Below are 23,038 nucleotides of genomic sequence, written 5' to 3' on the forward strand. Positions count from 1 at the left end.
TTATCACTCAACTATCTAGTTAATGAAAATTTATATTGACATTCGCTAATCAGTTTTATACCGAGTAATCAATGTAGGAACATCTACATATCGCTTTGTATTTAGGGGATCTTGCACAATAAAATGCAGGAAATTCAAATCAGTTCCCGTCGGAATGACTTCATTATCAGTAATACCTTCAAAGTCTTTGAAACCTGAAGCTATTAATCCCCCTAGTTCTTCATCTGACACTTCAGTAAATGTTGCAAAATAACGAAATTCGGAACTTATTATTCCGTTATACGCTTCTTGATTATCATTTGACGTACATTTTCGGATTTCTATTTTTCCCTTCGCTATCGTTAACTCATAAGAAGGACAGTGACGATGCACTTGTTGTAGCTCCGAAATAATATAATTCGCTTCCTTTTGTAAACGCAAAACAGACATTTCCTTAACGTTTGATTTTGAAGCAATGAAGTAAGTAGTCCAAATTATTCCAACTATCAAAGATAAAAGTACGAGAGTGGCTAGCACTTCCACTAAAATCATACCTTTTTCTTTTTTTCTCATTTTATGCCCCCTAAATGCACATAACCAAATGTCTCGCTTATTTCTCTATTATTTTTCTCTATTGTTATGTGTAGTTTATAGAGCTCCGACAGAGAATGGTCTTCATTATCTAATCTATCCGTAATCAAATCCGAATTTGTAAAATACTTTACTTTATAATGGTAATTCGGTGTACTCACTCGATCGTATTCATACACAGTAAACTCTGAATTGCTTTTATCAGGCAATAAAACATTTATTAACTCTTCATCTTCCATTAAGGGAAGTGGGTTGTTTTTCCAAAAATTCAACTCTTTTTTCACCAGATTCATTGTTTCTAATTTCGCTTCTGTTTTAGAGTTAAAGTTACTCATCTGAGGGAAAATAGTCATGAAACCAACAAACACAATGCCCAAAATTACAAGAGCCGCCAACACTTCTACAAGTGTCATGCCCTTCTCATCTTTCGCTCTCATGATACACCTCCCTCAGAAACTTTTCATATATTGCAAATCTACTATGAACATTAATCCTAAATACCTTAATCACCTAAAATAATAATAAAAAACGCATTCTATTAAGCCTATTGTCTCACTAAACCACTCAACAAGTAAAGTGACCCAACAACAAACTTTTTGTACTTTTCATTACATTTGAAATCAATCTCCTCGAATGAAACAATCGTACTGTCTCCAAACGGACACACCGCCTGCAAATCCTCCGCTCTCGCAGCTTGCGGGTGCGGAAAATCAACAAACGTAAAGCTATTAGCAAGTGGCGCTAAAATCTTTAAAGTCTCTTCATAATCCTTCGTCTTCAGCATCCCCACTACCCAGTCCACCTTCTCACCAGGTAACTCTTCCTCTATCGTTCGAACTAGCATACGAGCAGCTGCCGGGTTATGTGCGCCATCTATGAACACGCCTTCCCTAATTTCTTGGAAACGAAACGGCAACTGTACATTCTGAATGGCTGTGGCTACATTTTCCTGTTCTAAGGAAACTCCTGCTTGCAGTAAAGCTTCCAATGCCACTGCATGATTAAACGCCTGATGCGGCCCTTTCATTCTTCTAATCGGAAGATCAAAATTCTGCATACCTTTAAAAGTTTCAATTTCTTCGTTGGCCATTCTAAAATCTCGTCCATAGACAACTAACGGACTTCCTTTTTGATTGGCTTCAAATTCGACTATTTCTTTCGCGTCTTTCGGCAACTTGCCAATTACTACCGGCACACCCGGCTTAATGATACCCGCCTTATGCGAAGCGATTTCTGCTACTGTATTACCGAGAAACCCTGTATGGTCAAGCGCAATTGAAGTAATAACAGAGACTAATGGAGTTGCAACGTTCGTACTATCTAGCCTTCCACCCATTCCCGTCTCGAGCAATACATAGTCTGGTGCAGCATTTCGAAAAGCCAGAAACGCCGCCACTGTCAATAATTCAAAGTCCGTTAATGTCCCACTTAGACCGGCACTGTTCATTTCCTCAAACACAACGGACAGTTCCTCAGATGAAATCTGCACGCCATTCAACCGAATCTGATCATGCAAATCGACAATAGCAGGTGAAGAAAACACACCGGTCGTGAATCCATGCTCTTTCAACACGGCTTCCATCAACGCGATCGTCGAGCCTTTACCGTTCGTGCCTGCGACATGAATAATCTTCAAATCTTTTTCAGGATGACCAACTTTCGCAAGTGCCTCTTCCACCGCCTCAAGTCCCGGTTTAATCGCGTCATCGCTCTTTAATTCAAATTGTTTTTTATATTCATCAAGTTTTGGAATCAAAGGAATTCCTCCTGTGCTAATATTAATATATAACTTTATTATAGCAAAGGTGGCGTAGGGATTGAAAAGTTGTTGGGTGATCTATAACGGCAGTTTGACGAGCGATAAATTTGCCGATCAAGCGCATTTGATACAAGAAGCGGCAGAACGCGCAGGGGTGCAGGCTACGATACTGAAAAACTATGAACTTCCAATGAATTTGCAAAAACCGATTCAAAATCCTCCTGACTTCGTCGTGTTTCTCGATAAAGATACGCTGCTCGCAAGTTACCTGAAGCAAGCGGGCATCCCAATATTTAACGATCCAGATGTGATCGAGACATGCGACAATAAAGCAAAGCAGTATTTAGAACTCGCAAACACGGGGATTCCAATGCCAAAGACCATCATCGCACCGAAAGTGTATGCGAACTTCACCATCCGTGACAGCGGCTATTATGAGCGAGTGCTTGACGAACTCGGCTTGCCGATGATCATCAAGGAAGGTCATGGTTCATTCGGCATGAAGGTTTATTTGATCGAGTCAGAAGAAAGTTTTTATGAAAAAGTCGATGATTTGCGCGGAGTGGATTACGTATTCCAAGAGTTCATTGAAACGAGCAGAGGACGAGATTTGCGTGTTAATATCGTGGGAGATACGATCGTCGCTGCGATGTATCGGTATTCAGAGACCGATTTCCGTGCGAATATCACGAATGGCGGGATAGCCGAAGTCGTGGATCTGACAGCCGAGCAGGAATCGCTGGCCTTACGCGCAGCAAAAGCTGTCGGTGCAGAGTTTGCGGGCGTCGATTTACTGTATGGGGCAAATGATGAACCGCTCGTCTGTGAAGTGAATGCCGCAGCGCACATCCGTAATATCTATACGGTTACAGGCATCAATGTGGCAGATGCGATGATTGAATACATATTGGAGGAAATTCAATGAAAGGCGCAGTCTATTACAGCGTGGCTGAGGCTGAGCGAAATCATGCGTTTATTAAGGACTTACAAAAAGAAGCGGAAAATCTTGGAATCTATCTTGAATTGCTGACAAAATATCCAGCCGAACCGCTTGATTTCATTTTATTCCGAGACCGCAATCCACTAGTGGCAAGCGAATTGGAACAGGCCGGCTATCGCCTATTCAACAGATCCACTGTACAAGAAATTGCAAATGATAAATTAAGAACATTCGAATTGGCTACCGTTCTCGGTATACCCGTAGTGCCGACTTTTCGGGCAGATCAACAACTTCCAAAAGTGCCGCTAGTACTTAAAACACGAGGGGGGCATGGTGGCAGCGAGGTATTCCTCTGCCATTCCCAAAAAGAAATAGCGGAGTTGTTTAGCCGCTTTGATCAGCAAAAACTAATCGCCCAGCCCTTTATCGATTCCGATGCACAAGACATCCGTGTGTTTATGCTTGGTGAAGAAGTGCTTGGAGCTGTAAAACGAACAGGTCCAGTAGATTCATTCAAATCCAATTTTACGCTCGGTGGGACAGTGGTAAAGTATTCGCTCGACACAGCACAGAAGAAACAAGTTCAGACCATTTCACGTGCTATTCGCAGCGATTATATAGGAATCGATTTCCTGCTGCCTACTGAAGGCGGCTGGTTGCTCAATGAAATTGAAGATCCTGTTGGGGCACGTTCTCTGTATGCGACACATGATTTTTCAGTTGCAGAAAAGCTGTTGCATTACATAAAAGAGCGATTAGAAGTGTAAATGCTTTATGAGCGCCAGCCAGGTGGTTATGAGCGCGGTGACAGAGTTTATGATCGCAAACCGGGTGGCTATGAGCGCGACGACACGTTTTATGATCGCAAACAAGCGGCCTATGAGCGCAAAGACGTGCTCTATGAGCGTCCGCACATTATCCATGAAAAAAAGGCTGTCCTGAAAGTCATATTCAATGACCAACAGGACAGCCTAAGTTTTATTCTAAATTAAATCTCTTTCAACTCCGCAATACGTCGTTCAACCGCCGCGCGTTTCTCCAAGTAGTCCTGTTCTTTCGCACGTTCTTCTTCAACAACTGCTGCAGGAGCTTTCGCTGTAAAGCGTTCATTGGACAATTTCCCTTGAACCCGCTTCACTTCACCTTCCCATTTGCCGAGTTCTTTTGTCAAACGAGCCAATTCTTCGTCGATATCGATCAAACCTTCAAGCGGCAAGTAAAGCTCGGCGCCTGTGACGACAGCCGACATCGTTTTGCCTGGTGCATTTACTTCCACACCGATCGTCAAGGTTTCCGGATTACAGAAGCGCTCGATATACGCACGATTGTCTTCCAACACTGCGACCGTCGCTTCGTCTTTTGCAGAAATATACAAATCGACTTTACGGCTCATCGGTGTATTTACTTCCGCGCGGATATTGCGCACTGCATGGATGATGTCCATCAATAATTTCATATGTGTTGCACGAGATACATCAGTCAATGCCGAATTCACTTCCGGCCATTTTGCTACCGTGATCGACTCCCCTTCATGCGGAAGGTTTTGCCAGATTTCCTCTGTGATAAATGGCATCAATGGGTGCAATAACCGCATTGTATTATCGAGTACATATGCGAGAACCGAACGCGTTGTTTTCTTCGCTGCTTCGTCTTCACCATACAATGGAAGCTTCGCCATTTCGATATACCAGTCACAGAAATCATCCCAAATGAAGTTGTACAACGCACGGCCCATCTCACCGAACTCATAACGATCTGCAAGGCCTGTCACTTGTTCGATCGTTTCATTCAGACGAGTTAAGATCCACGCATCTGCGACAGATTTTTCCCCTGTCAGGTCGATTTCTTCGTATTTCATTCCATCCATATTCATCAATGCGAATCGAGATGCGTTCCAAATCTTATTGGCAAAATTCCAGATTGCTTCGACTTTTTCAGTGGAGTAACGTAAATCCTGTCCTGGTGAAGAACCCGTCGCCAAGAAATAGCGCAATGCATCTGCACCGTATTGATCGATAACGTCCATTGGATCGACGCCGTTACCAAGGGATTTAGACATTTTCCGTCCATCTTCCGCACGTACGAGTCCATGGATCAAAACATCCTTGAATGGACGTTCTCCCGTGAATTCTAGAGCTTGGAAAATCATGCGAGACACCCAAAAGAAGATAATATCATATCCTGTAACAAGGGCAGCGTTCGGGTAATATTTCTTGAACTCTTCGCTGTCGACGTCCGGCCACCCCATTGTCGAGAACGGCCATAGAGCGGAGGAGAACCAAGTATCGAGCACATCGTTGTCCTGTGTCCAATTGTCCGCATCAGCCGGCGCTTCCTGACCAACGTATACTTCACCTGTCGTCTTATGATACCAAGCCGGAATTCGATGTCCCCACCAAAGCTGACGTGAAATACACCAGTCGTGGATGTTTTCCATCCAGTTCAAATAGGTCTTTTCAAAACGTTCCGGAACAAATTGAACTTTTTCTTCTTCATTTTTCTGTAATTTGACCGCTTCTTCTGCTAGCGGCTGCATCTTGACGAACCATTGTGTCGATAAATACGGCTCTACGACCGCTCCACTTCGCTCAGAATGTCCAACCGAATGCATATGATCTTCTATTTTGAATAAAACTTCCATCTCCTGCAAATCCTTGACGATTTGCTTGCGGCACTCAAAGCGATCCATGCCTTCATACTTGCCCGCCAGTTTATTCATCGTACCGTCTTCGTTCATCACAAGCACTCTTGGCAAGTTATGACGATTCCCCACTTCGAAGTCGTTCGGATCATGGGCCGGTGTAATTTTCACCGCACCGCTTCCAAAGTCCATTTCGACATAGTCGTCCGCTACGATCGGAATTTCACGGTCAACAATTGGCAACTTGACCATTTTCCCGATCAAATGCTGATAACGCTCATCATCTGGATGGACCGCAACCGCCGTATCTCCAAGCATCGTTTCAGGACGCGTTGTTGCGATTTCGATATGTCCTGTGCCATCCGTCAATGGGTAACGCATATGATAGAATGCGCCCTGAACGTCTTTATGGATAACTTCAATATCAGATAACGCAGTTTTAGTGGCAGGATCCCAGTTGATAATATACTCCCCGCGATAAATCAATCCTTTTTTATACAGCTTGACGAACACTTCACGAACAGCTTTAGAAAGCCCTTCATCTAATGTGAATCGCTCACGTGAATAATCCAGTGCCAGTCCAAGCTTTGCCCATTGTGCACGGATGTGGTCGGCGTATTCTTCCTTCCACTTCCATGTTTCCTGTACGAACTTTTCACGCCCTAGATCATAGCGCGATACACCTTCTGAACGAAGCTTTTCTTCCACTTTCGCTTGCGTCGCGATGCCTGCGTGGTCCATTCCAGGCAACCATAACGCATCATAGCCTTGCATACGCTTCATCCGGATGAGCATATCCTGTAACGTCGTATCCCAAGCGTGACCCAAATGAAGTCTGCCTGTTACATTCGGCGGCGGTATGACAATCGTGTACGGTTCTTTCTTGCTTGTCACATCGGCTTCAAAGTAGTTTCCTTTCAGCCACCAGTCGTAGCGTCCGTCTTCCACTGCTTGTGGATCGTATTTTGTCGGCATCGTTAGTTCATCTGTCATTTCAGTTCCTCCTTAAGGTAAAAAAAGGGATACAAAAAGCCCCGTCCATCCCGGTTAAAGGACGAAGGAGCTCGTGGTACCACCTTTATTTATGAACGCTAAAAAGCATGCATCTTAATGAATCAGTAACGGCTTTCACCGGTTCCTGCTACTCGTTTTTCACAGAAACTGCTCATAGGGGACTTTCCATCTGTAGTTTACAGGTACGTTCCACCTATCGTACCCTCTCTAGAGAAAACTTTGCACATGTACTTTCCTATTCTTCGCATCTTTATCCTTATCACCCATTATTATATGGGAAGGATGCCATAACCGTCAAGTTTTACTTTAGACAAACAAGAAAGGAGGGTGTGCATTGCGAAAAGGATATAATCCATATTTGCTGCCACCTTGGCTTCGGAAGACAAGGTTTTATTGCAAAGGATTCATATTTCCGCTCACTGTGTTTCAATTGATCCGTTTGCTGATCGTGCCAACGACCGGAGATTTTTTACTATTCTGTCTCCTCGCTGGCCTGTCGTTCTGCTTCTACAAAAATATTATTTGAATGGAAGATCTTTCTCGTCACATCGTCATCCAACTCGGCGATGTATAAGAGAAAGTCTTCCATTTCTTTTTCGACGTTTTCAACTGCTTTGTCCGCGTTGGCTAAAAACTCTAAATGGGAAGTTGATTCAATTGCTGTTTGTACAGGCTTCTTCGATTCAACCGCTACCTCTTCTACAATCTCCTCTGGTGCCTCAGCTATTTCCTGTAAATTTACAGACCATTCCAAACGCAGACCTCCGTCTTCAAGCTGCGCAGCCCGCACTCCTTCCACATTCAATTCAAGAGGGCCCGCAATATCGCCGGGTAAGTCCACATTTAACGGCACTGCATATTCAAAGTAACCTGCACCGTTCTCCACTTCTACATCATCAATTACCAATCGATCCTCAGCAGACAATTCCACAAGCTTGTCTTGGTCAAATGTAACATTCGCTGCAATATGATAGATCCCTTGCAATCGGATCGCTTCCTCCGTACGGTCTTCCGTATAGCCAGGTGTTACCTTCACTTCAACTGCTTCCGAAAAAGCACCATATTCAGTAGGAAAATAAAACGTTTCATTCAACGTCCATTGATGATTAGTCAATCCGCTTCACTCCTTTTCTTAACTCAGGCTACTATATGAAGCAAACGAAAAGAATAGAAGTACTACCAACGAAAAAAGTAGTATAAATCATTGAGAACGCACCAAACATAGTGAGAACCGAACCAATTCACCACCGTATAGCACCAAAGCCGCAGACAACTGAACCAAAGCCCAATCAATCCGAGCGAAAATCCTAACACACTTCACCAATCCCACTTCGCCTCACAGAAAAAACGCTGAGCGGATGATCTATGCTAAAACAGATCATCTCTCAGCGCTATCTTTTATCGTTTCAACTTAGCAAACACGGTGTGGAATGCCTCCACTGTCTTCGCAATATGCTCTTCTGTATGAGCAGCAGATAAGAACATTCCTTCAAACTGGGACGGCGGCAAGAAAATGCCTTCTTCTGCCATCAGTCGATAATATTCAGCAAACAACTGCAAATCAGAAGTTTTAGCCTGATCATAATTATAGACACGTTCATTAGTAAAGAAGAATCCGATCATCGAACCCGCACGATTCACCGTATGCGGTATTCCATTTTCCGACGCAGCTTTACGGAAACCTTCTTCCAATTGATCCCCTAACTGAATAAAACGGTCATAAGATTGAGGTGTCAATTTCTTTAATGTTTCTGAACCCGCTGTCATCGCAAGTGGATTTCCAGACAATGTACCAGCCTGATAAACCGTTCCTGCCGGCGCAATATGTTCCATGATTTCACGTTTACCACCGTATGCTCCGACCGGTAACCCACCGCCGATTACTTTGCCCAGGCAAGTCAGATCAGGAGTAATACCGAAATAACCTTGCGCACAATTATAACCGACACGGAAACCTGTCATAACTTCATCAAAAATTAACAATGTGCCATTGGCATCCGTCAACTCACGTAATCCTTCAAGGAAACCAGGCTCAGGTGGGACAACTCCCATATTCCCCGCAACCGGCTCTACGATGACTCCTGCCAAATCATCGCCATATTGTTCGAAAGCCGCTTTAACACTTTCCAAGTCATTGTAAGCAACTGTAATCGTATTTTTAGCAATCGATTCTGGTACTCCCGGGCTGTCTGGCAAGCCTAATGTCGCAACGCCTGATCCTGCTTTAATCAGCAAAGAGTCGCCGTGGCCATGATAGCAGCCTTCAAACTTCAAGATTTTATTGCGGCCTGTATAACCACGTGCCAGCCGCAATGCACTCATCGTCGCTTCTGTGCCTGAAGACACCATGCGCACCATTTCAATAGACGGCACTCGGTCGATAATGAGTTCAGCCACTTCATTTTCAATTAAAGAAGGAGCACCGAAGCTCGTCCCTGTCTCGGCTACTCTCTGAATCGCCGCGACCACATCCGGGTCTGTATGCCCTAAAATCAAGGGTCCCCATGATAGGACATAATCGATGTATTCATTGCCATCAATGTCTTTAATGATCGCGCCTTTTCCGCTTTCCATGAAAATCGGATCCATATTGACAGACTTAAATGCACGGACAGGAGAGTTCACTCCCCCTGGCAATAAATCTACAGCTTTTTTGAATGCTTGTTCAGACTTTGTATATGATCTACCCAATTATTTCTCCTCCAGCCAGCGAGCAGCGTCTTTTGCATGATACGTCATAATAATGTCTGCGCCTGCACGCTTCATACTTGTCAACGTTTCTAATACGATTTTTTTCTCATCTACCCAGCCGTTCTGAGCAGCTGCCTTCACCATTGCGTACTCACCACTGACGTTATACGCGACGACAGGCAATAACACATGGTTTTTCACATCTCGAATAATGTCTAAATAAGATAATGCCGGTTTGACAATCAAGAAGTCTGCTCCTTCAAGAATATCCGATTCCGCTTCACGCATTGCTTCCATACGGTTCGCCGGATCCATCTGATAGGTCTTACGGTCACCGAATTGCGGAGTTGATTGGGCCGCCTCACGAAACGGGCCATAATATGCGGAAGCATATTTCACTGCATACGACATAATCGGGATTTGCTTAAATCCAGCTTCATCCAGCGCTTGACGAATCACCGCAACGAAACCGTCCATCATATTCGAAGGTGCAATAATGTCTGCCCCCGCTTTCGCTTGGCTCACAGCTGTTTTCGCAAGCAATTCCAAGCTTGCGTCATTATCAACATCTGTTCCGTGAATCACACCACAATGACCGTGATCGGTATACTCACATAAACACGTATCTGCAAGCACAACCAATTCCGGGTGACGTTCCTTCACTGCACGTGTTGCACGCTGAATGATGCCTTCATCGTCATATGCTTCCGAACCGACTGCATCCTTGCTGGAAGGAATTCCGAATAAAATGATCGATGAAATACCGAGTTCCACTACTTCATCTGTTTCTTTCAGCAATAAATCAATCGAAAACTGATCGACCCCAGGCATCGAGGCAATCGGATTGCGAACATTCTCACCTTCCGTTACAAATAGTGGATAAATGAAGTCCGCTGCTTTGATCGATGTCTCTCTAACCATTGCACGCACTGTCGGATGCGTGCGAAGTCGGCGATGACGCTTAAATTCTATTGGATTCATTTAAAATCTCCCTTTCGTTTAGCTAATGCATGAACTAACTCGGTTAACGTATACGTTTCGGGTTTGACATGAACACGTGCCCCTGCTTTCAGTAACGCACGTTCTGTAACATGCCCAATCGCACAAACTGTAAAACCGTTCCACGTTGTCTTCGGGACTACGCGTGAAGCAAAAACTTCTACCGCTGACGGACTAGCGAACAGTACAGAAACCTGATTTTTCTGCATAATCTGTTTACATAATTTATCTATGGAACTCGTAGCGCTTTTCGTTTCGTAAACTGTCCATTCTGTAACATGAAACGGCAATTCTTCACGAATTAAGTTGCCTGCGAGCGAACCTTTTAAGAATACAACACGTAATTGCTCGGACTCTTTTGGCTTAAATTGCTGAACGAAGACATCCGCACTGAAAACAGTTGGAATGAACGAAACCGTAAAACCAAGCTGGTCAAGTGCAGCTGCCGTTCGTGTTCCTACCGCGGCTACCTTTCCTGCATACGAATCTGCAGTCAAACGATGGCGTTCCATCTTCGAACGAAATGCTCCGACTGCGGATTGACTCGTGAAAATGAGCCAATCCGCTTGCAACGCTTCTTCTAACTTTTGCAGATCTTTTTTGTCCTTCATTTCTTCCACTTCAATAAGTGGAATTGAAATAGGTGTGCCGCCGTACTCTTTAACGAGTTCTGCTGCCTCTTTTGCTTTAGGGGTACCTGTGAAAATGACTGTTTCCCCTGTTAATGGTAACGCATTACGCATCCATGTCCGCCTTCACTTTCTCAATTACTTCGGCGGCACCTTGCTCGCGAAGAATTTTACTCACTTCTTTACCAACAGAGACAGGATCAGTTCCTTTCACCGTTTCACGGAAGACTTCAATCGCGTCAGGTGACGCAATAAAACCAGTCAGTTCCACTTCATTTCCATCATACTTCGCAAATCCAGCGATCGGAACTTGACAAGAGCCATCCATTTCGTTGAGGAATGTCCGTTCAGCTTGCAGTTCGATCCATGTTTTTTGGTCCGTCAGTTTTGCTAATTCATCCAAAAGTTCCGTATCGTCTTGTCGGCATTCAATAGCCAGTGCGCCTTGGCCAACCGCAGGGATGCAGTCGTCAAGTGCCAAGTATTCCGTGACAGTGCTATCATCCCAGCCCATACGCTTCATACCCGCTGCTGCAAGTATAATTGCGTCATATTCACCGTCTCGCAACTTGCGTATACGCGTATCGATATTGCCTCGAATCCACTTAATCTCAAGGTCAGGACGCAACATCAATAGTTGAGAACTGCGGCGTAAACTGGATGTCCCGACAATCGCGCCGATCGGCAAGTCCATGAAACGGACGTGGTCATTGGCAATATACGCATCACGCGGATCGACACGTTCAGGAATACAACCTACCGTTAAACCATTTGGAATGACAGCAGGCATATCTTTCATGCTATGTACCGCAAAGTCGATTTCCTTATCAAATAGCGCCTGTTGGATTTCTTTCACGAACAGACCTTTACCGCCGACTTTCGACAGCATGACATCTAGAATCTGATCGCCTTTTGTTACGATTTCCTTGATTTCGAATTCAAATGGTGCACCTGCTTGTTTCATTTGCTCAATGAACCATTTTGTTTGTGTTAATGCCAAATTACTTCTACGAGAACCTACAATGATTTTTCTCACAATACTCTTCCTTCCTTATATCCATAAATGAAACTCAGACAATGTACTGCCCAAAAAGAAATTTACAACCGTTAAGAGAAATGCAAAAACTGTCATCCAGGCAAATTCCATCGATTGAAGCTTACCTTTGTGTTGGAAATACATTACCCCTGTATAGATCAAGAGCACTGCAAACGAGCCCATGATCTTCACATCCCAAATCGACCAATCTACAAGCGCCACATATGCCCATTGCACTCCAAAGATTAGACTGACGAACAAAATCGGAATCCCTGTGTAAATCGACATCTTCATCCCCATCATCGTTTGATGCAGATTCGGAAGATTGGAAAATTGCTTCGACCACTTTTTCTTCTTCAATACTTTATAGACAATCAAATACAATACCGCAAAAACAAAAGCTAATGCAAACACGGCATACGAGAGGATCGCAGTCGTAATATGAATGAATAATACTTCCGAAATGAGCGAATCACCGACTGTAGACGCCGTATATTTCAAGTTGGAAAACACGTGAATCATTAAGAAAATAAATCCGATGATGTTTGTAAAAAAGACCATAAAATTCACTTTGTAAATCAATTGAAATACTATCGACAGGGTTACCAATAACCAGACGTAAAAATAAATTCCTTCGACAAGTGAGAGTACCGGAAACCGTTTCATCTCGATAATATACAGCAGCAGAATTGCGGTTTGTGTCACCCACACCGTAACAATCAGCCAGAAGGCAATTTGTTGCAATGTTTTTTGCTTTTTAAAGTAGTCAATTAAATAAAAGACAAGACCAAGGGCATATAGGACGATCATGAATTCCTGAAGTCTTGCCATAGTCAAATCCACCATATGCTATTCTCTGCCTTTCAAGCGAAGACCTCTCTTTGTATTCAGAAGTATTCTACCTTCATTCTCTCAAATGAGAGGGCATTTCTGCAAATGATTGCATCTGCATTACCTTCCTCGCACCGTTGATTTCCGTTGCGGACGGACGCTTTCCGGAGAGCGTGTCTTGAGCCGCTTCCCTCGCTTCACTCGGTCTAGAGTCTCAAGACACACGCCCGATCCTCCCGGAGTCGATTTTGCCGCGGGCTCACACGATGTTAGTCATGCAGCCGTTGCCGCAGGACGCGGCGAACTTAGGCTGCCCTCCACTCCTATCAACTATTAAATGAAAAAGCATTATACTCACTAACCCGCATAAAAAAAGTGGCCTGTATCGTTCTTGTGAAAGAGCTAGATACAGAACCACCAGTGTATTAGTACAAATAATTTAATTTGGTTGAGTCGATTGTGTTACTTTTCTCGTTTGCACGTTTTTGCAGGCGTTCTTTCGCTTGAATAGCCTGTTGTTCTTTTTCTGCCACGACATCATCTGAAATTCCGAAGATCTGCTCAAATAAAGCCAGTTTCTCTTCAGCTTTTTTATCTATAGAAAGTTCCTTTGCCTGTAAGATCGGTTCTTTCAGAAGTTGGTTGATGATGGATTTTGTATGCTTGTTCAGCACTTTCTTTTCACGTTCTGTTAAATCAGGCATTTTATTTTCAATACTTTGCATCGTTTCACTTTGGATGCGGCTTGCTTTTTTACGCAATGCTGAAATCATTGGAACTACGCCGAGAGTCAAAAGCCATTCTTTAAATAAGACGACTTCTCTTTCGATCATAATGCCAATTTCATCTGCAGCACGCTTACGTTCTGCGAGATTTGCTTCCACGATTCCTTGCAGGTCGTCAATATCATATAAGAACATATTCGCTAAATCGCCTATTTTCGGATCCAAGTCACGTGGAACTGCGATATCCACCAAGAATAACGGTTTTCCCTTACGTAATTTCTCAACGAACTCCATCAACTCATAATCAATTACATAATCGGTCGAGCCTGTGGAGCTGATCAGAATATCGGCTTCCAATAATAAACATTGTAACTCCTGCATGGACTTCGCTTCTCCATCGAACTTGGCAGCTAATAATTCTGCTTTTGAGAATGTACGGTTGATCACTGTGATCTTCCCGACACCGCTGCCCTGCAAGTTCTTGACAGCCAATTCGCCCATCTTACCTGCACCCAGAATTGCAATATGTTTATTTTTCAGTGAACCAAAAATTTTCTTTCCTAGTTCCACGGCAGCGTAAGAGACCGAAACAGCATTTTCGCCGATTGCTGTTTCAGAATGGGCTTTTTTCGCAGTTGTTAGAGCTTGTTTGAATAATTCATTAAAGATCGTTCCGGTAGTACCGATTTCCTGTGCAGAAAGAAAACTGCTTCGAACTTGCCCTAAAATTTGTGTTTCGCCGAGTACCATGGAGTCAATACCTGCTGCAACACGCAATAAATGTTCTACCGCGCCATCTTCTTCAAAGATGATTAAGTGGCTTGAGAATTCCTCAATCGGAATTGAAAACCAATCAGCGAGGAACCGTTTTATATAATATCGTCCAGTATGAAGCTGATCTACAACCGCATAGATTTCTGTACGGTTACAAGTGGAAATAATGATGTTTTCCAAGATGCTTTTTTGCTGTTGCAATGTTTGCATCGCTTGCGGCAGTTCAGCTTCAACGAATGATAATTTTTCCCTAATTTCGACAGGGGCAGTTCGGTGATTAACACCGACGACAACTGTATGCATTAGGTGCTCACACCTTTCGAGATCTTTTCGTAACTACATTATAACATACATAGTGTTCTGGTCGGAATGCGATTTGTGAACAACATTTGACGTCGTTTTTTAGCAGTGTTCAGTTAAAATCGCTTATTTTCACATCCGACTTTCAATTTCGCGCCACGCTTCTTCAATTCCCATTCCCTTTTCGGATGAAAACAATAATAGTGGATGATGCTTCTCCATATTCAACGTTGTACGTACGACCTTTTTATGCTTTTCCCACTTACCTTTTGGAATTTTATCTGCCTTCGTCGCCACTACGATGGTCGGTACATTATAATGTGCCAAAAAGTCATACATCATGCAGTCGTCTTCAGTGGGCGGGTGACGCAAATCGACGATGAGCAAAACCGCACGCAATTCTTCACGCGCTGTAATATAGCGCTCAATCATCTTCCCCCATGCTTCTCGTTCCGTTTTAGAAACTTTTGCGTAACCGTAACCAGGAACATCGACGAAAAATAATTGCTCTTCGATTTTATAAAAATTCAGAGTTTGGGTCTTCCCTGGCTTTGATGAAGTCCGGGCTAAGCTTTTACGTCCGATCATCTTATTGATAAACGAAGATTTACCTACATTTGACCGGCCTGCTAAAGCAAATTCCGGATAGCCTTCCGTAGGGTATTGTTCAGGTTTCACCGCACTCATGATCATTTCGACATTATGGACTTTCATTTCTTTTCCTCCAAAGCGATATCGAGTACTTCCTGAGCATCCGACACGAGTTTAAATGTTAATTCTTCACGTACACTTTCTGGTATATCATCAAGATCGCGTTCATTGTCTTTCGGTATAATAATTGTTCGCAAACCAGCGCGATGGGCACTTAACGATTTTTCCTTCAGCCCACCGATAGGCAGTACACGTCCGCGCAAAGTCACTTCTCCCGTCATGCCGACTTCACGGCGAACAGGATGTTCTGTCAAAGCGGAGACTAAAGCTGTCACAATCGTAATTCCAGCCGAAGGGCCGTCTTTCGGCGTAGCACCTTCAGGGACGTGAATATGAATATCCCATTTTTCATGGAACTCGGGATCAATCGCGAAATCGACTGCTTTTGAACGGACATAGGACAACGCTGTTTGAGCAGACTCTTTCATGACATCGCCAAGCTTCCCAGTTAACAATAGCTTACCTTTTCCGGGTGATAATGAAACTTCAATTTGAAGAGTATCGCCCCCGACAGTAGTATAAGCAAGGCCCGTAGCCATACCAACCTGATTGACTGTTTCCGCCTGTCCAAACCGAAATAGTTTTTTCCCTAGTAAGACTTGTAATGTTTTCGGGCTGATCGTCAAGCTTTTCTTGTCACCTGCAAGTATTTGACGAGCGGCTTTACGGCAGATGCTCGCGATTTTCCGCTCCAATGAACGAACGCCGGCTTCTCGTGTATAATAGCGCACAAGCTCTAAAATCGCCTGACTTTGGAAACGGACCTGAGATTTCGTCAGTCCATGTTCTTTCAATTGTTTTGGAATCAAATAATTTACAGCAATTGATTGTTTTTCTTGTTCTGTATAACCAGGAATCGAAATGACTTCCATGCGGTCGCGTAAAGGTCCTGGAATCGCACCTAAATCATTTGACGTCGCAATGAATAAGACATTCGATAAATCATATGGTTCTTCGATATAATGATCGCTGAACGTACTATTTTGTTCTGGATCGAGTACTTCAAGCATTGCGGATGAAGGATCTCCACGAAAATCATTCGACATTTTATCGATCTCATCCAATAAAAAGACAGGGTTGATCGTTTCTGCTTTCTTCATACCTTGAATGATTCTGCCTGGCATCGCACCGACATACGTTCTGCGGTGACCCCGAATTTCAGACTCGTCCCTGACACCGCCGAGCGATAAACGTACAAATTTTCGGCCAAGGGACTCTGCAATCGAACGAGCCAATGACGTTTTCCCTACACCGGGAGGACCGTCGAGACAAAGAATCGGTCCGCGCAGCGAATTGGTCATTTGTCGCACTGCTAAATATTCCAATATACGTTCTTTGACATTTTCTAAACCTTCATGGTCTCTATTCAATATAGCTTCTGATTTAGCCAAATCAAGCTGGTCCACCGTTGCATGAGACCATGGCAGAGCGATCAGCCAATCGAGGTAATTGCGAATAATGCCACTTTCCGCGGAAACCGAAGGAATCTTTTCATACCGATCCAGTTCTCGTTCTGCCGCTTCTAGGACTCCTTCCGGCATATCGGCCTCTTTAATCTTCTGCCTGAGCTCCGCGATTTCGATGCCTTTGCCGTCTTTATCCCCAAGTTCTGTTTGAATTGCTCTAAGCTGTTCACGCAAATAGAACTCTTTTTGTGTCCGCTCCATCGCTTCTTTTACTCGCTCGTTTATTTTGCGTTCCAGCTCCATGATTTCCTGTTCGTTGTACATCCTGCTAATTAGCCATTCCAAACGATCTTGGACATCTGTCATTTCAAGTACTTCTTGCTTGGCAGACAACTTCAAAGGAAGGTTCGAGGCGATCATATCTGCTAATCTTCCTGCTTCTTGAATCCCTTCCACTGTTTCCACTGTCTCATCTGAAATCCGATTGCTATTTTTAGCATAACGCTTGAACTGTGCAATCAAAGTCCGCATAAGGGCTTCGGTTTCAGCGTCTTTCTCTTGCTCTTCTTCATAGCCTTGAACATTTACGACGGGATAAAGATCGGCTTCTTGATAAGCAGACCAGTGTGCGCGCTGCACCCCTTCGATTAACACCCGATATGTACCGTTCGGTAATTGAGTCATTGATTTGATGGTCGCAAGCGTACCTAATCTGTGTAAGTCTTCTTTTTCAGGGTTTTCCAGTCCTAAGTCCATCTGTGTTGCAAGAAAAACTTGATGATCATTAGCTAAAGCGTGTTCGATCGCAAAAACCGAACGCTCTCTGCCTACATCGATATGTAAAAGCATCGTTGGATAAACTATCACTCCGCGAAGTGGCAATAAAGGGATGTTCTTCTTTTGATTACTCGGCATTACAAGCCACCTCCATTAAGTTATGTATATGTAAGAAAGATAAACTGCAAAATCATATGTAAGAAAAAGCCGACTACCTAGCGTGAAAACGCATAGGTTGAGCCGGCTTTTTGCCAATATCGGCGTTATGCCGTATTTTTTTCTTGATCGATGTCAAATACGGTTCCATCAGCTTTATATAAAATTGGAGAAGCTTTTCCTAGGACGGAATCCTTTGTAATGAGACATTCCTTCACTTCATCAAGTGAAGGCAACTCATACATGACATCAAGCATAATATTCTCGATAATCGAACGCAATCCACGAGCACCTGTTTTACGTGCAATGGCTTCTTTAGCGATCTCACGTAAAGCTTCTTCTTCGAAACGAAGCTCTACTTCATCAAGTTCTACCATCTTTTGGTATTGTTTGACGATTGCATTTTTTGGAACAGTGAGGATTTGATAGAGCGTGTCTACATCCAGTGCGTCCAATGTAGCGATAACAGGCAAACGACCGATGAATTCCGGAATTAAGCCGTATTGCTGCAAGTCTTCTGGAATCAATCTAGACAACAAGCTCTCATCTTCACTAATTTCTTTGTTCGGGTTGGAACCAAAGCCAATGACTTTACGTCCAATTCTACGCTTGACGATATCTTCAATGCCGTCAAACGCACCGCCGACTACGAACAGAATATTCGTCGTATCGATTTGTAGGAACTCTTGGTGTGGATGCTTACGTCCGCCTTGTGGTGGCACGCTCGCGACAGTTCCTTCCAAGATTTTCAGCAATGCTTGTTGAACACCTTCACCCGATACATCACGTGTGATGGAAGCATTCTCAGACTTACGAGCTACTTTATCGATTTCATCGATATAAATAATTCCTTTTTCAGCTTTTTCAATATCGAAGTCCGCCGCTTGAATCAATTTCAAAAGGATATTCTCTACGTCTTCACCAACATAACCTGCTTCTGTCAGAGAAGTCGCATCCGCAATCGCGAATGGAACGTCCAAGATTCGAGCCAATGTTTGAGCAAGTAACGTTTTACCGCTACCCGTTGGTCCGATTAATACAATATTCGATTTTGCCAGTTCGACATCATCGATTTTACTTCCTGAATTTACACGTTTGTAGTGATTGTATACAGCTACAGCGAGTGATTTCTTTGCGCGATCTTGCCCGATGATATATTCATCGAGAATGCTTTGGATCTCTCTTGGTTTTGGAACGTCTTTCAGTTCGAAGTCTTCTTCAAGACCAACTTCCTCTTCCACGATTTCCGCACAAAGTTCAACGCATTCATCACAAATATAAACACCTTGACCTGCCACTAATTTACGGACTTGATCTTGTGATTTACCGCAAAAAGAACAGCTTAGGTTATCGTTTTCATCATTAAATTTGAACATTATGCTCACCCCTATTCAAGTGAATATACTACAAGATTACCATGACTTAATCAACTATTTAGAACTCCAAGACAAATATGTATTCGGTTTCCTTGATAGCTTATGGATATTTGTGAAGACTATGCATACCTACCTTTATTTACGAAAAACAAGGCACGGTAAACCGTACCTTGTTTTAGTTTTATGGCTGGATTAGTCAACGATTTTTGCGTTGTCTACAAGCAATTGAACTGTTTTGTTGAAACGAAGGTCATTTTCAAGTACAGAAGTGCCACCAAGAGTTGCCTTGATTTGTTCTACTTCCATGCCGAATTGCTCTGACATTTTATCAAGTTCTGCATTGACTTCTTCTTCTGTTACTTCCACTTTTTCTGCTTCACCAATTGCTTCAAGTGTCAATGAAACGCGAACGCGGCTTAATGCGTCGTCTTTCATTTGGTCGCGAAGAGTTTGCTCGTCTTGACCAGAGAATTGGAAGTAAAGCTCAAGATTCATGCCTTGCATTTGTAAACGTTGTTCGAAATCTTGCATCATACGATCTGTTTCAGAATCGATCATTGCTTGTGGAATTTCCATTTCTGCATTGCTTGCTGCCTGCTCAACTAGATCGTCGCGAAGCGCAGTTTCAGAATCGTTCTTTTTCACTTCTTCTGCTTCTTCTTTAAGCTTCGTGCGCAGTTCTTCTACTGAAGAAACGCTCTCGTCGATTTCTTTTGCTAGTTCATCGTCAAGCTCAGGAACTTCTTTCGCTTTGATTTCATGAACTTTCACTTTGAATGTAGCAGGTTGTCCAGCTAATTCAGCTGCATGGTACTCTTCAGGGAAAGTGATTTCGATATCTTTTTCTTCTCCTGCTTTCAAACCGACCACTTGCTCTTCAAATCCTGGAATGAAAGATCCAGATCCGATTTCAAGATCATAGTTCTCAGATTTTCCGCCTTCAAACGCTTCACCATTTGCAAAGCCTTCGAAATCGATTGTAGCCGTGTCGCCGTTTTCTGCAGCGCCATCTTCTTTAACTACCATTTCCGCAAGTCCTTCACGGCGTTGTTGTAGTTGAGCGTCTACCTCTTCATCTGTAACTTCAGTAGATTGACGAGTCACTTCAAGTCCTTTATATTCACCCAATTTCACTTCTGGTTTCAAAGCGATAACTGCTGTGAAAATAACCGGCTCGCCTTTTTCTAGCTTTTCAATATCAATTTCAGGAGCTGCGATTGGCTCAACGTCAGCTTCTTCAACTGCTTTTGAATATGCTTCAGGTAGCACGATATCAATTGCATCGTTGTAAAGTGCTTCTTCACCATACATTTTATCAAACATCTTACGTGGCATTTTTCCTTTACGGAAACCTGGTGCTTGTACTTTCTTTACTACTTTTTTAAACGCTTCGTCCATTCCTTGGTTGAAACGTTCGACAGAAACTTCAAACGTAAGTTTCCCTTCACTGCCTTCTAATTTTTCCCATTTAACTGTCATATGTCTGACCTCCAAATCATTTACACAACTTTTATTTCTTTTATTTTAATCAATTATACCTCCGCGTGATTGCGTCCGAAACTTTTTCAGTAGCACTTGAAAAAACTCTGTGACACCGTTCGAAGGCTTTATCTGGACACCACCAATAGATTGTTCCCCGCCATGCTATTTAGCGAGAATTACAGTGGAGACAGATAAGCAGTTGACAACCATTTTAGTATAACATAGTCTAATCATCTTTCAACAAAATTTCCTCATCAGCCGTCCATTTCTTCATCGACAGAGCGGATGAATTGGAGCAGGGAAGTTTCATCTACCGTTTTTCCATACAATAAATGTTTGGTGTAGGCGACATATGCCTCTGCCACTTCTTCTGCTGTATAAGGACCCCAATGAAAGGGATAAAGCATAATACCGTACTTCAATATTAAATTCATCGCCAACTCGCTGGCCGTCGGATCTTTTTCAAATCGTGATTTCGCAATAAACTGTACTTCATTGATAAATAAATCATCCTCAGGCGACACAAGCCTTGTCGGAATCGTCTCTGTCTCAAAATGATACTTCCTTATATATAGTCTTTCTTCCACACCATTTTGCTGCAGCAAAAGAAGCGCATAGGTCTTTACAACGGGAAGACTGTCTTCATACTGAACAAGTTCAACCAACAAAGGCACAAACGGTTTCAGTTGTTGATTCTGCAAGGACAAAAGAAAATCTTGCTGTTCATGAGCTGTCATTTGAAGAAAATCGTCAAGCTCCATGGCAGGTTCTTCAAGCGTAGAATCTTCTATATAACGATTAGCCAATCGATTATTTAATTCCCGCAAATATTGAAATTTCCTTATGCTGTCTTGTGGAATCATCTGTTTTTCCATTAAACCTTGTATCGTCAACTCAACTTCTTCATACTGCCGCAGTTGAATTGAAATCGATAAATACAATTCCAATATTTCTATGTAATCACCCGATTGATTTTGCATAGCAAGAAGCGCATATTCCTTAGCACGTTCAAAATCCTTCGTCTCGTATAACGAAATGGCCAGCAAGTCAAGAATGGAAGTTTCTTCGGGATCAATATCAAGGAGCGCCTCAAAGTGCTCGATAGCTTCGTCATGAAGATCCCGCTCCATCGCTTCTTTTCCTTCTCTATGCAATCGTTCCAAGGTGCCTGGGAATACTACGACATTCCCCTTCTGGATTACTCGTTTAGGTTTTTTCCGCAATCCATTCACCTGCCTTTTAACTTTACTATAGCACAGGGGCAGATTAGGATTCCAGTTGGGGGCTGTCATATATGTCCTCTTGAATCCACCTGTTTAGTTCTAAACCCAAATAACGCAAAGAAGAACAATTCTCCTCTCTTTGCGTTATTTATCCTATATTTAGACACCTGAATACGCCATAAAGCCACCATCAACTGGTACTGTAATGCCTGTAACGAAGCTTGAATACGACTCGTCAACTAACCATAACATCGTGCCGAGAAGATCCTTTGGTATTCCGAAACGTTTCATCGGTGTGTTGTTTAATATTTTCTGGGATCGTGCTGTGTGATTTCCTTCTGCGTCAATCAATAAATCGTGATTCTGATTCGTCAAGAAGAATCCAGGTGCGATTGCATTAACACGTAAATTGGATTCAGCAAAATGCACTGCCATCCACATCGTGAAATTATTGATCGCTGACTTTGCTGCACTATAAGCGGGCACTTTCGTCATTGGAGAGAAAGCACTCATCGATGATACATTCAAAATTACTGGAGACTTCTGTTCCAACAAAGCCTTTCCAAATACTTGGCTGGTCAAAAAGGTGCCTGTAAAATTGCTTGCAAATACGTTAGAGAAACCCGACTCATCTAATTCAAAGAAAGACTGATCTACTTCTTTCCCGCTATATGTCTCTTCCGAAGTTATAGCATCAGGATGATTACCACCTGCTCCATTAATTAGTATGTCTACTTTAGAAAAGTGTGCAAGAATTTGCTCTCTCGCTTTTTCCAAAGAAGCTCGGTTTAGTACATCCCCTTCAACAGCTATAGCCTGTCCGCCTGCTTCTTGAATTTGGTCCGCAATGAGCTGACCGTTCTTAAGAGTCCGGTTGACAATCGCAATTTTCACGCCTTGTCTCGCGAGCTCAAATGCCATCGCTGAACAAAGCACTCCGCTTCCACCTGTCACTACCGCAACTTTATCGTGTAATTTGTGGTGAATATTGTGCACAG

The 23,038-nt window shown here is 43.1% G+C and carries 20 protein-coding genes and 1 other annotated feature; of the genes, 3 read left to right on the top strand and 17 right to left on the bottom strand.

Annotation, left to right across the window (positions count from 1 at the left end):
* Positions 1-45: 45 nt before the first annotated feature.
* The 3 genes from MKY93_RS09925 to MKY93_RS09935 form a co-directional block, all read right to left on the bottom strand.
* Complete coding sequence (locus MKY93_RS09925) at positions 46-552, bottom strand: PilW family protein (RefSeq protein ID WP_340758945.1); 507 nt, start codon at positions 550-552, stop codon at positions 46-48.
* Entirely contained in the window at positions 549-1,007 is a 459-nt protein-coding gene (locus MKY93_RS09930) for a type IV pilus modification PilV family protein (protein WP_340758946.1), read from the bottom strand. The genes MKY93_RS09925 and MKY93_RS09930 overlap by 4 nt, the downstream gene beginning before the upstream one ends.
* Positions 1,008-1,114: 107 nt before the next feature.
* The gene (locus tag MKY93_RS09935) at positions 1,115-2,326 is read right to left on the bottom strand and encodes a bifunctional folylpolyglutamate synthase/dihydrofolate synthase (protein ID WP_340758947.1); all 1,212 of its coding nucleotides are present in this window, start codon (positions 2,324-2,326) and stop codon (positions 1,115-1,117) included.
* A 61-nt stretch (positions 2,327-2,387) separates the two neighbouring features.
* Here MKY93_RS09935 and MKY93_RS09940 point away from each other — a divergent pair, with 61 nt between their 5' ends.
* Genes MKY93_RS09940 through MKY93_RS09950 form a run of 3 tightly spaced genes read left to right on the top strand, consistent with a single transcriptional unit; the run spans position 2,388 to position 4,261 of the window.
* Positions 2,388-3,254 (top strand): ATP-grasp domain-containing protein, encoded by an 867-nt coding sequence (locus tag MKY93_RS09940; protein WP_340758948.1) that lies wholly within the window; start codon positions 2,388-2,390, stop codon positions 3,252-3,254.
* Entirely contained in the window at positions 3,251-4,036 is a 786-nt protein-coding gene (locus tag MKY93_RS09945; RefSeq protein WP_340758949.1) for an ATP-grasp domain-containing protein, read from the top strand. The genes MKY93_RS09940 and MKY93_RS09945 overlap by 4 nt, the downstream gene beginning before the upstream one ends.
* On the top strand, positions 4,037-4,261 hold the full coding sequence (locus MKY93_RS09950; RefSeq protein ID WP_340758950.1) for a hypothetical protein: 225 nt from the start codon (positions 4,037-4,039) through the stop codon (positions 4,259-4,261).
* On the opposite strand, the gene MKY93_RS09955 is transcribed toward MKY93_RS09950, so the two are convergent.
* The 14 genes from MKY93_RS09955 to MKY93_RS10020 form a co-directional block, all read right to left on the bottom strand.
* Positions 4,258-6,903 (bottom strand): valine--tRNA ligase, encoded by a 2,646-nt coding sequence (locus MKY93_RS09955; protein WP_340758951.1) that lies wholly within the window; start codon positions 6,901-6,903, stop codon positions 4,258-4,260. The two genes, MKY93_RS09950 and MKY93_RS09955, sit on opposite strands and share 4 nt — an antisense overlap.
* 54 nt (positions 6,904-6,957) lie before the next feature.
* Positions 6,958-7,176: a binding site (T-box leader), on the bottom strand.
* A gap of 220 nt (positions 7,177-7,396) precedes the next feature.
* On the bottom strand, positions 7,397-8,038 hold the full coding sequence (locus MKY93_RS09960) for a hypothetical protein (RefSeq protein WP_340758952.1): 642 nt from the start codon (positions 8,036-8,038) through the stop codon (positions 7,397-7,399).
* A 284-nt stretch (positions 8,039-8,322) separates the two neighbouring features.
* Positions 8,323-9,615 (bottom strand): glutamate-1-semialdehyde 2,1-aminomutase, encoded by a 1,293-nt coding sequence (gene hemL, locus MKY93_RS09965; RefSeq protein WP_340758953.1) that lies wholly within the window; start codon positions 9,613-9,615, stop codon positions 8,323-8,325.
* Positions 9,616-10,596 (bottom strand): porphobilinogen synthase, encoded by a 981-nt coding sequence (gene hemB / locus MKY93_RS09970; protein WP_009497514.1) that lies wholly within the window; start codon positions 10,594-10,596, stop codon positions 9,616-9,618.
* Positions 10,593-11,357 carry a uroporphyrinogen-III synthase gene (locus MKY93_RS09975; RefSeq protein WP_009497515.1) on the bottom strand — a complete coding sequence of 255 codons (765 nt, stop codon included), beginning with the start codon at positions 11,355-11,357 and terminating at the stop codon, positions 10,593-10,595. Before MKY93_RS09975 ends, hemB begins: the two co-directional genes overlap by 4 nt.
* Complete coding sequence (gene hemC, locus MKY93_RS09980) at positions 11,350-12,279, bottom strand: hydroxymethylbilane synthase (RefSeq protein ID WP_078816789.1); 930 nt, start codon at positions 12,277-12,279, stop codon at positions 11,350-11,352. Before hemC ends, MKY93_RS09975 begins: the two co-directional genes overlap by 8 nt.
* Before the next feature lie 15 nt (positions 12,280-12,294).
* A complete protein-coding gene (locus MKY93_RS09985) occupies positions 12,295-13,125 on the bottom strand; it encodes a cytochrome c biogenesis protein (RefSeq protein ID WP_009497517.1) in 831 nt (276 codons plus the stop codon).
* 410 nt (positions 13,126-13,535) lie between these two features.
* Complete coding sequence (gene hemA, locus MKY93_RS09990; protein ID WP_340758954.1) at positions 13,536-14,912, bottom strand: glutamyl-tRNA reductase; 1,377 nt, start codon at positions 14,910-14,912, stop codon at positions 13,536-13,538.
* Positions 14,913-15,041: 129 nt separating this feature from the next.
* Positions 15,042-15,623 (bottom strand): ribosome biogenesis GTP-binding protein YihA/YsxC, encoded by a 582-nt coding sequence (yihA, locus tag MKY93_RS09995; RefSeq protein WP_009497519.1) that lies wholly within the window; start codon positions 15,621-15,623, stop codon positions 15,042-15,044.
* Complete coding sequence (gene lon / locus MKY93_RS10000) at positions 15,620-17,941, bottom strand: endopeptidase La (protein WP_009497520.1); 2,322 nt, start codon at positions 17,939-17,941, stop codon at positions 15,620-15,622. Before lon ends, yihA begins: the two co-directional genes overlap by 4 nt.
* A 125-nt stretch (positions 17,942-18,066) precedes the next feature.
* Entirely contained in the window at positions 18,067-19,335 is a 1,269-nt protein-coding gene (gene clpX / locus MKY93_RS10005; RefSeq protein ID WP_078816792.1) for an ATP-dependent protease ATP-binding subunit ClpX, read from the bottom strand.
* Between the two features lie 192 nt (positions 19,336-19,527).
* Positions 19,528-20,814 carry a trigger factor gene (gene tig, locus MKY93_RS10010; RefSeq protein ID WP_340758955.1) on the bottom strand — a complete coding sequence of 429 codons (1,287 nt, stop codon included), beginning with the start codon at positions 20,812-20,814 and terminating at the stop codon, positions 19,528-19,530.
* Between the two features lie 257 nt (positions 20,815-21,071).
* Positions 21,072-22,040 carry a hypothetical protein gene (locus tag MKY93_RS10015; RefSeq protein WP_340758956.1) on the bottom strand — a complete coding sequence of 323 codons (969 nt, stop codon included), beginning with the start codon at positions 22,038-22,040 and terminating at the stop codon, positions 21,072-21,074.
* A gap of 159 nt (positions 22,041-22,199) precedes the next feature.
* On the bottom strand, positions 22,200-23,036 hold the full coding sequence (locus MKY93_RS10020) for an SDR family oxidoreductase (RefSeq protein WP_340758957.1): 837 nt from the start codon (positions 23,034-23,036) through the stop codon (positions 22,200-22,202).
* Positions 23,037-23,038 lie beyond the last annotated feature (2 nt).

Source organism: Sporosarcina sp. FSL W7-1283 (assembly GCF_038003105.1).
Taxonomy (GTDB): Bacteria; Bacillota; Bacilli; order Bacillales_A; family Planococcaceae; genus Sporosarcina; species Sporosarcina newyorkensis.

What these genes read in the sequence shown, in the direction of transcription:
- hemB (WP_009497514.1), bottom strand. Translation starts at nt 10,596, where the DNA reads ATGAATCCAATAGAATTTAAGCGTCATCGCCGACTTCGCACGCATCCG.
- MKY93_RS09945 (WP_340758949.1), top strand. Translation starts at nt 3,251, where the DNA reads ATGAAAGGCGCAGTCTATTACAGCGTGGCTGAGGCTGAGCGAAATCAT.
- MKY93_RS09975 (WP_009497515.1), bottom strand. Translation starts at nt 11,357, where the DNA reads ATGCGTAATGCGTTACCATTAACAGGGGAAACAGTCATTTTCACAGGT.
- MKY93_RS09930 (WP_340758946.1), bottom strand. Translation starts at nt 1,007, where the DNA reads ATGAGAGCGAAAGATGAGAAGGGCATGACACTTGTAGAAGTGTTGGCG.
- MKY93_RS09985 (WP_009497517.1), bottom strand. Translation starts at nt 13,125, where the DNA reads ATGGTGGATTTGACTATGGCAAGACTTCAGGAATTCATGATCGTCCTA.
- lon (WP_009497520.1), bottom strand. Translation starts at nt 17,941, where the DNA reads ATGCCGAGTAATCAAAAGAAGAACATCCCTTTATTGCCACTTCGCGGA.
- tig (WP_340758955.1), bottom strand. Translation starts at nt 20,814, where the DNA reads ATGACAGTTAAATGGGAAAAATTAGAAGGCAGTGAAGGGAAACTTACG.
- MKY93_RS09950 (WP_340758950.1), top strand. Translation starts at nt 4,037, where the DNA reads ATGCTTTATGAGCGCCAGCCAGGTGGTTATGAGCGCGGTGACAGAGTT.
- yihA (WP_009497519.1), bottom strand. Translation starts at nt 15,623, where the DNA reads ATGAAAGTCCATAATGTCGAAATGATCATGAGTGCGGTGAAACCTGAA.
- MKY93_RS09925 (WP_340758945.1), bottom strand. Translation starts at nt 552, where the DNA reads ATGAGAAAAAAAGAAAAAGGTATGATTTTAGTGGAAGTGCTAGCCACT.
- clpX (WP_078816792.1), bottom strand. Translation starts at nt 19,335, where the DNA reads ATGTTCAAATTTAATGATGAAAACGATAACCTAAGCTGTTCTTTTTGC.
- MKY93_RS09955 (WP_340758951.1), bottom strand. Translation starts at nt 6,903, where the DNA reads ATGACAGATGAACTAACGATGCCGACAAAATACGATCCACAAGCAGTG.
- hemA (WP_340758954.1), bottom strand. Translation starts at nt 14,912, where the DNA reads ATGCATACAGTTGTCGTCGGTGTTAATCACCGAACTGCCCCTGTCGAA.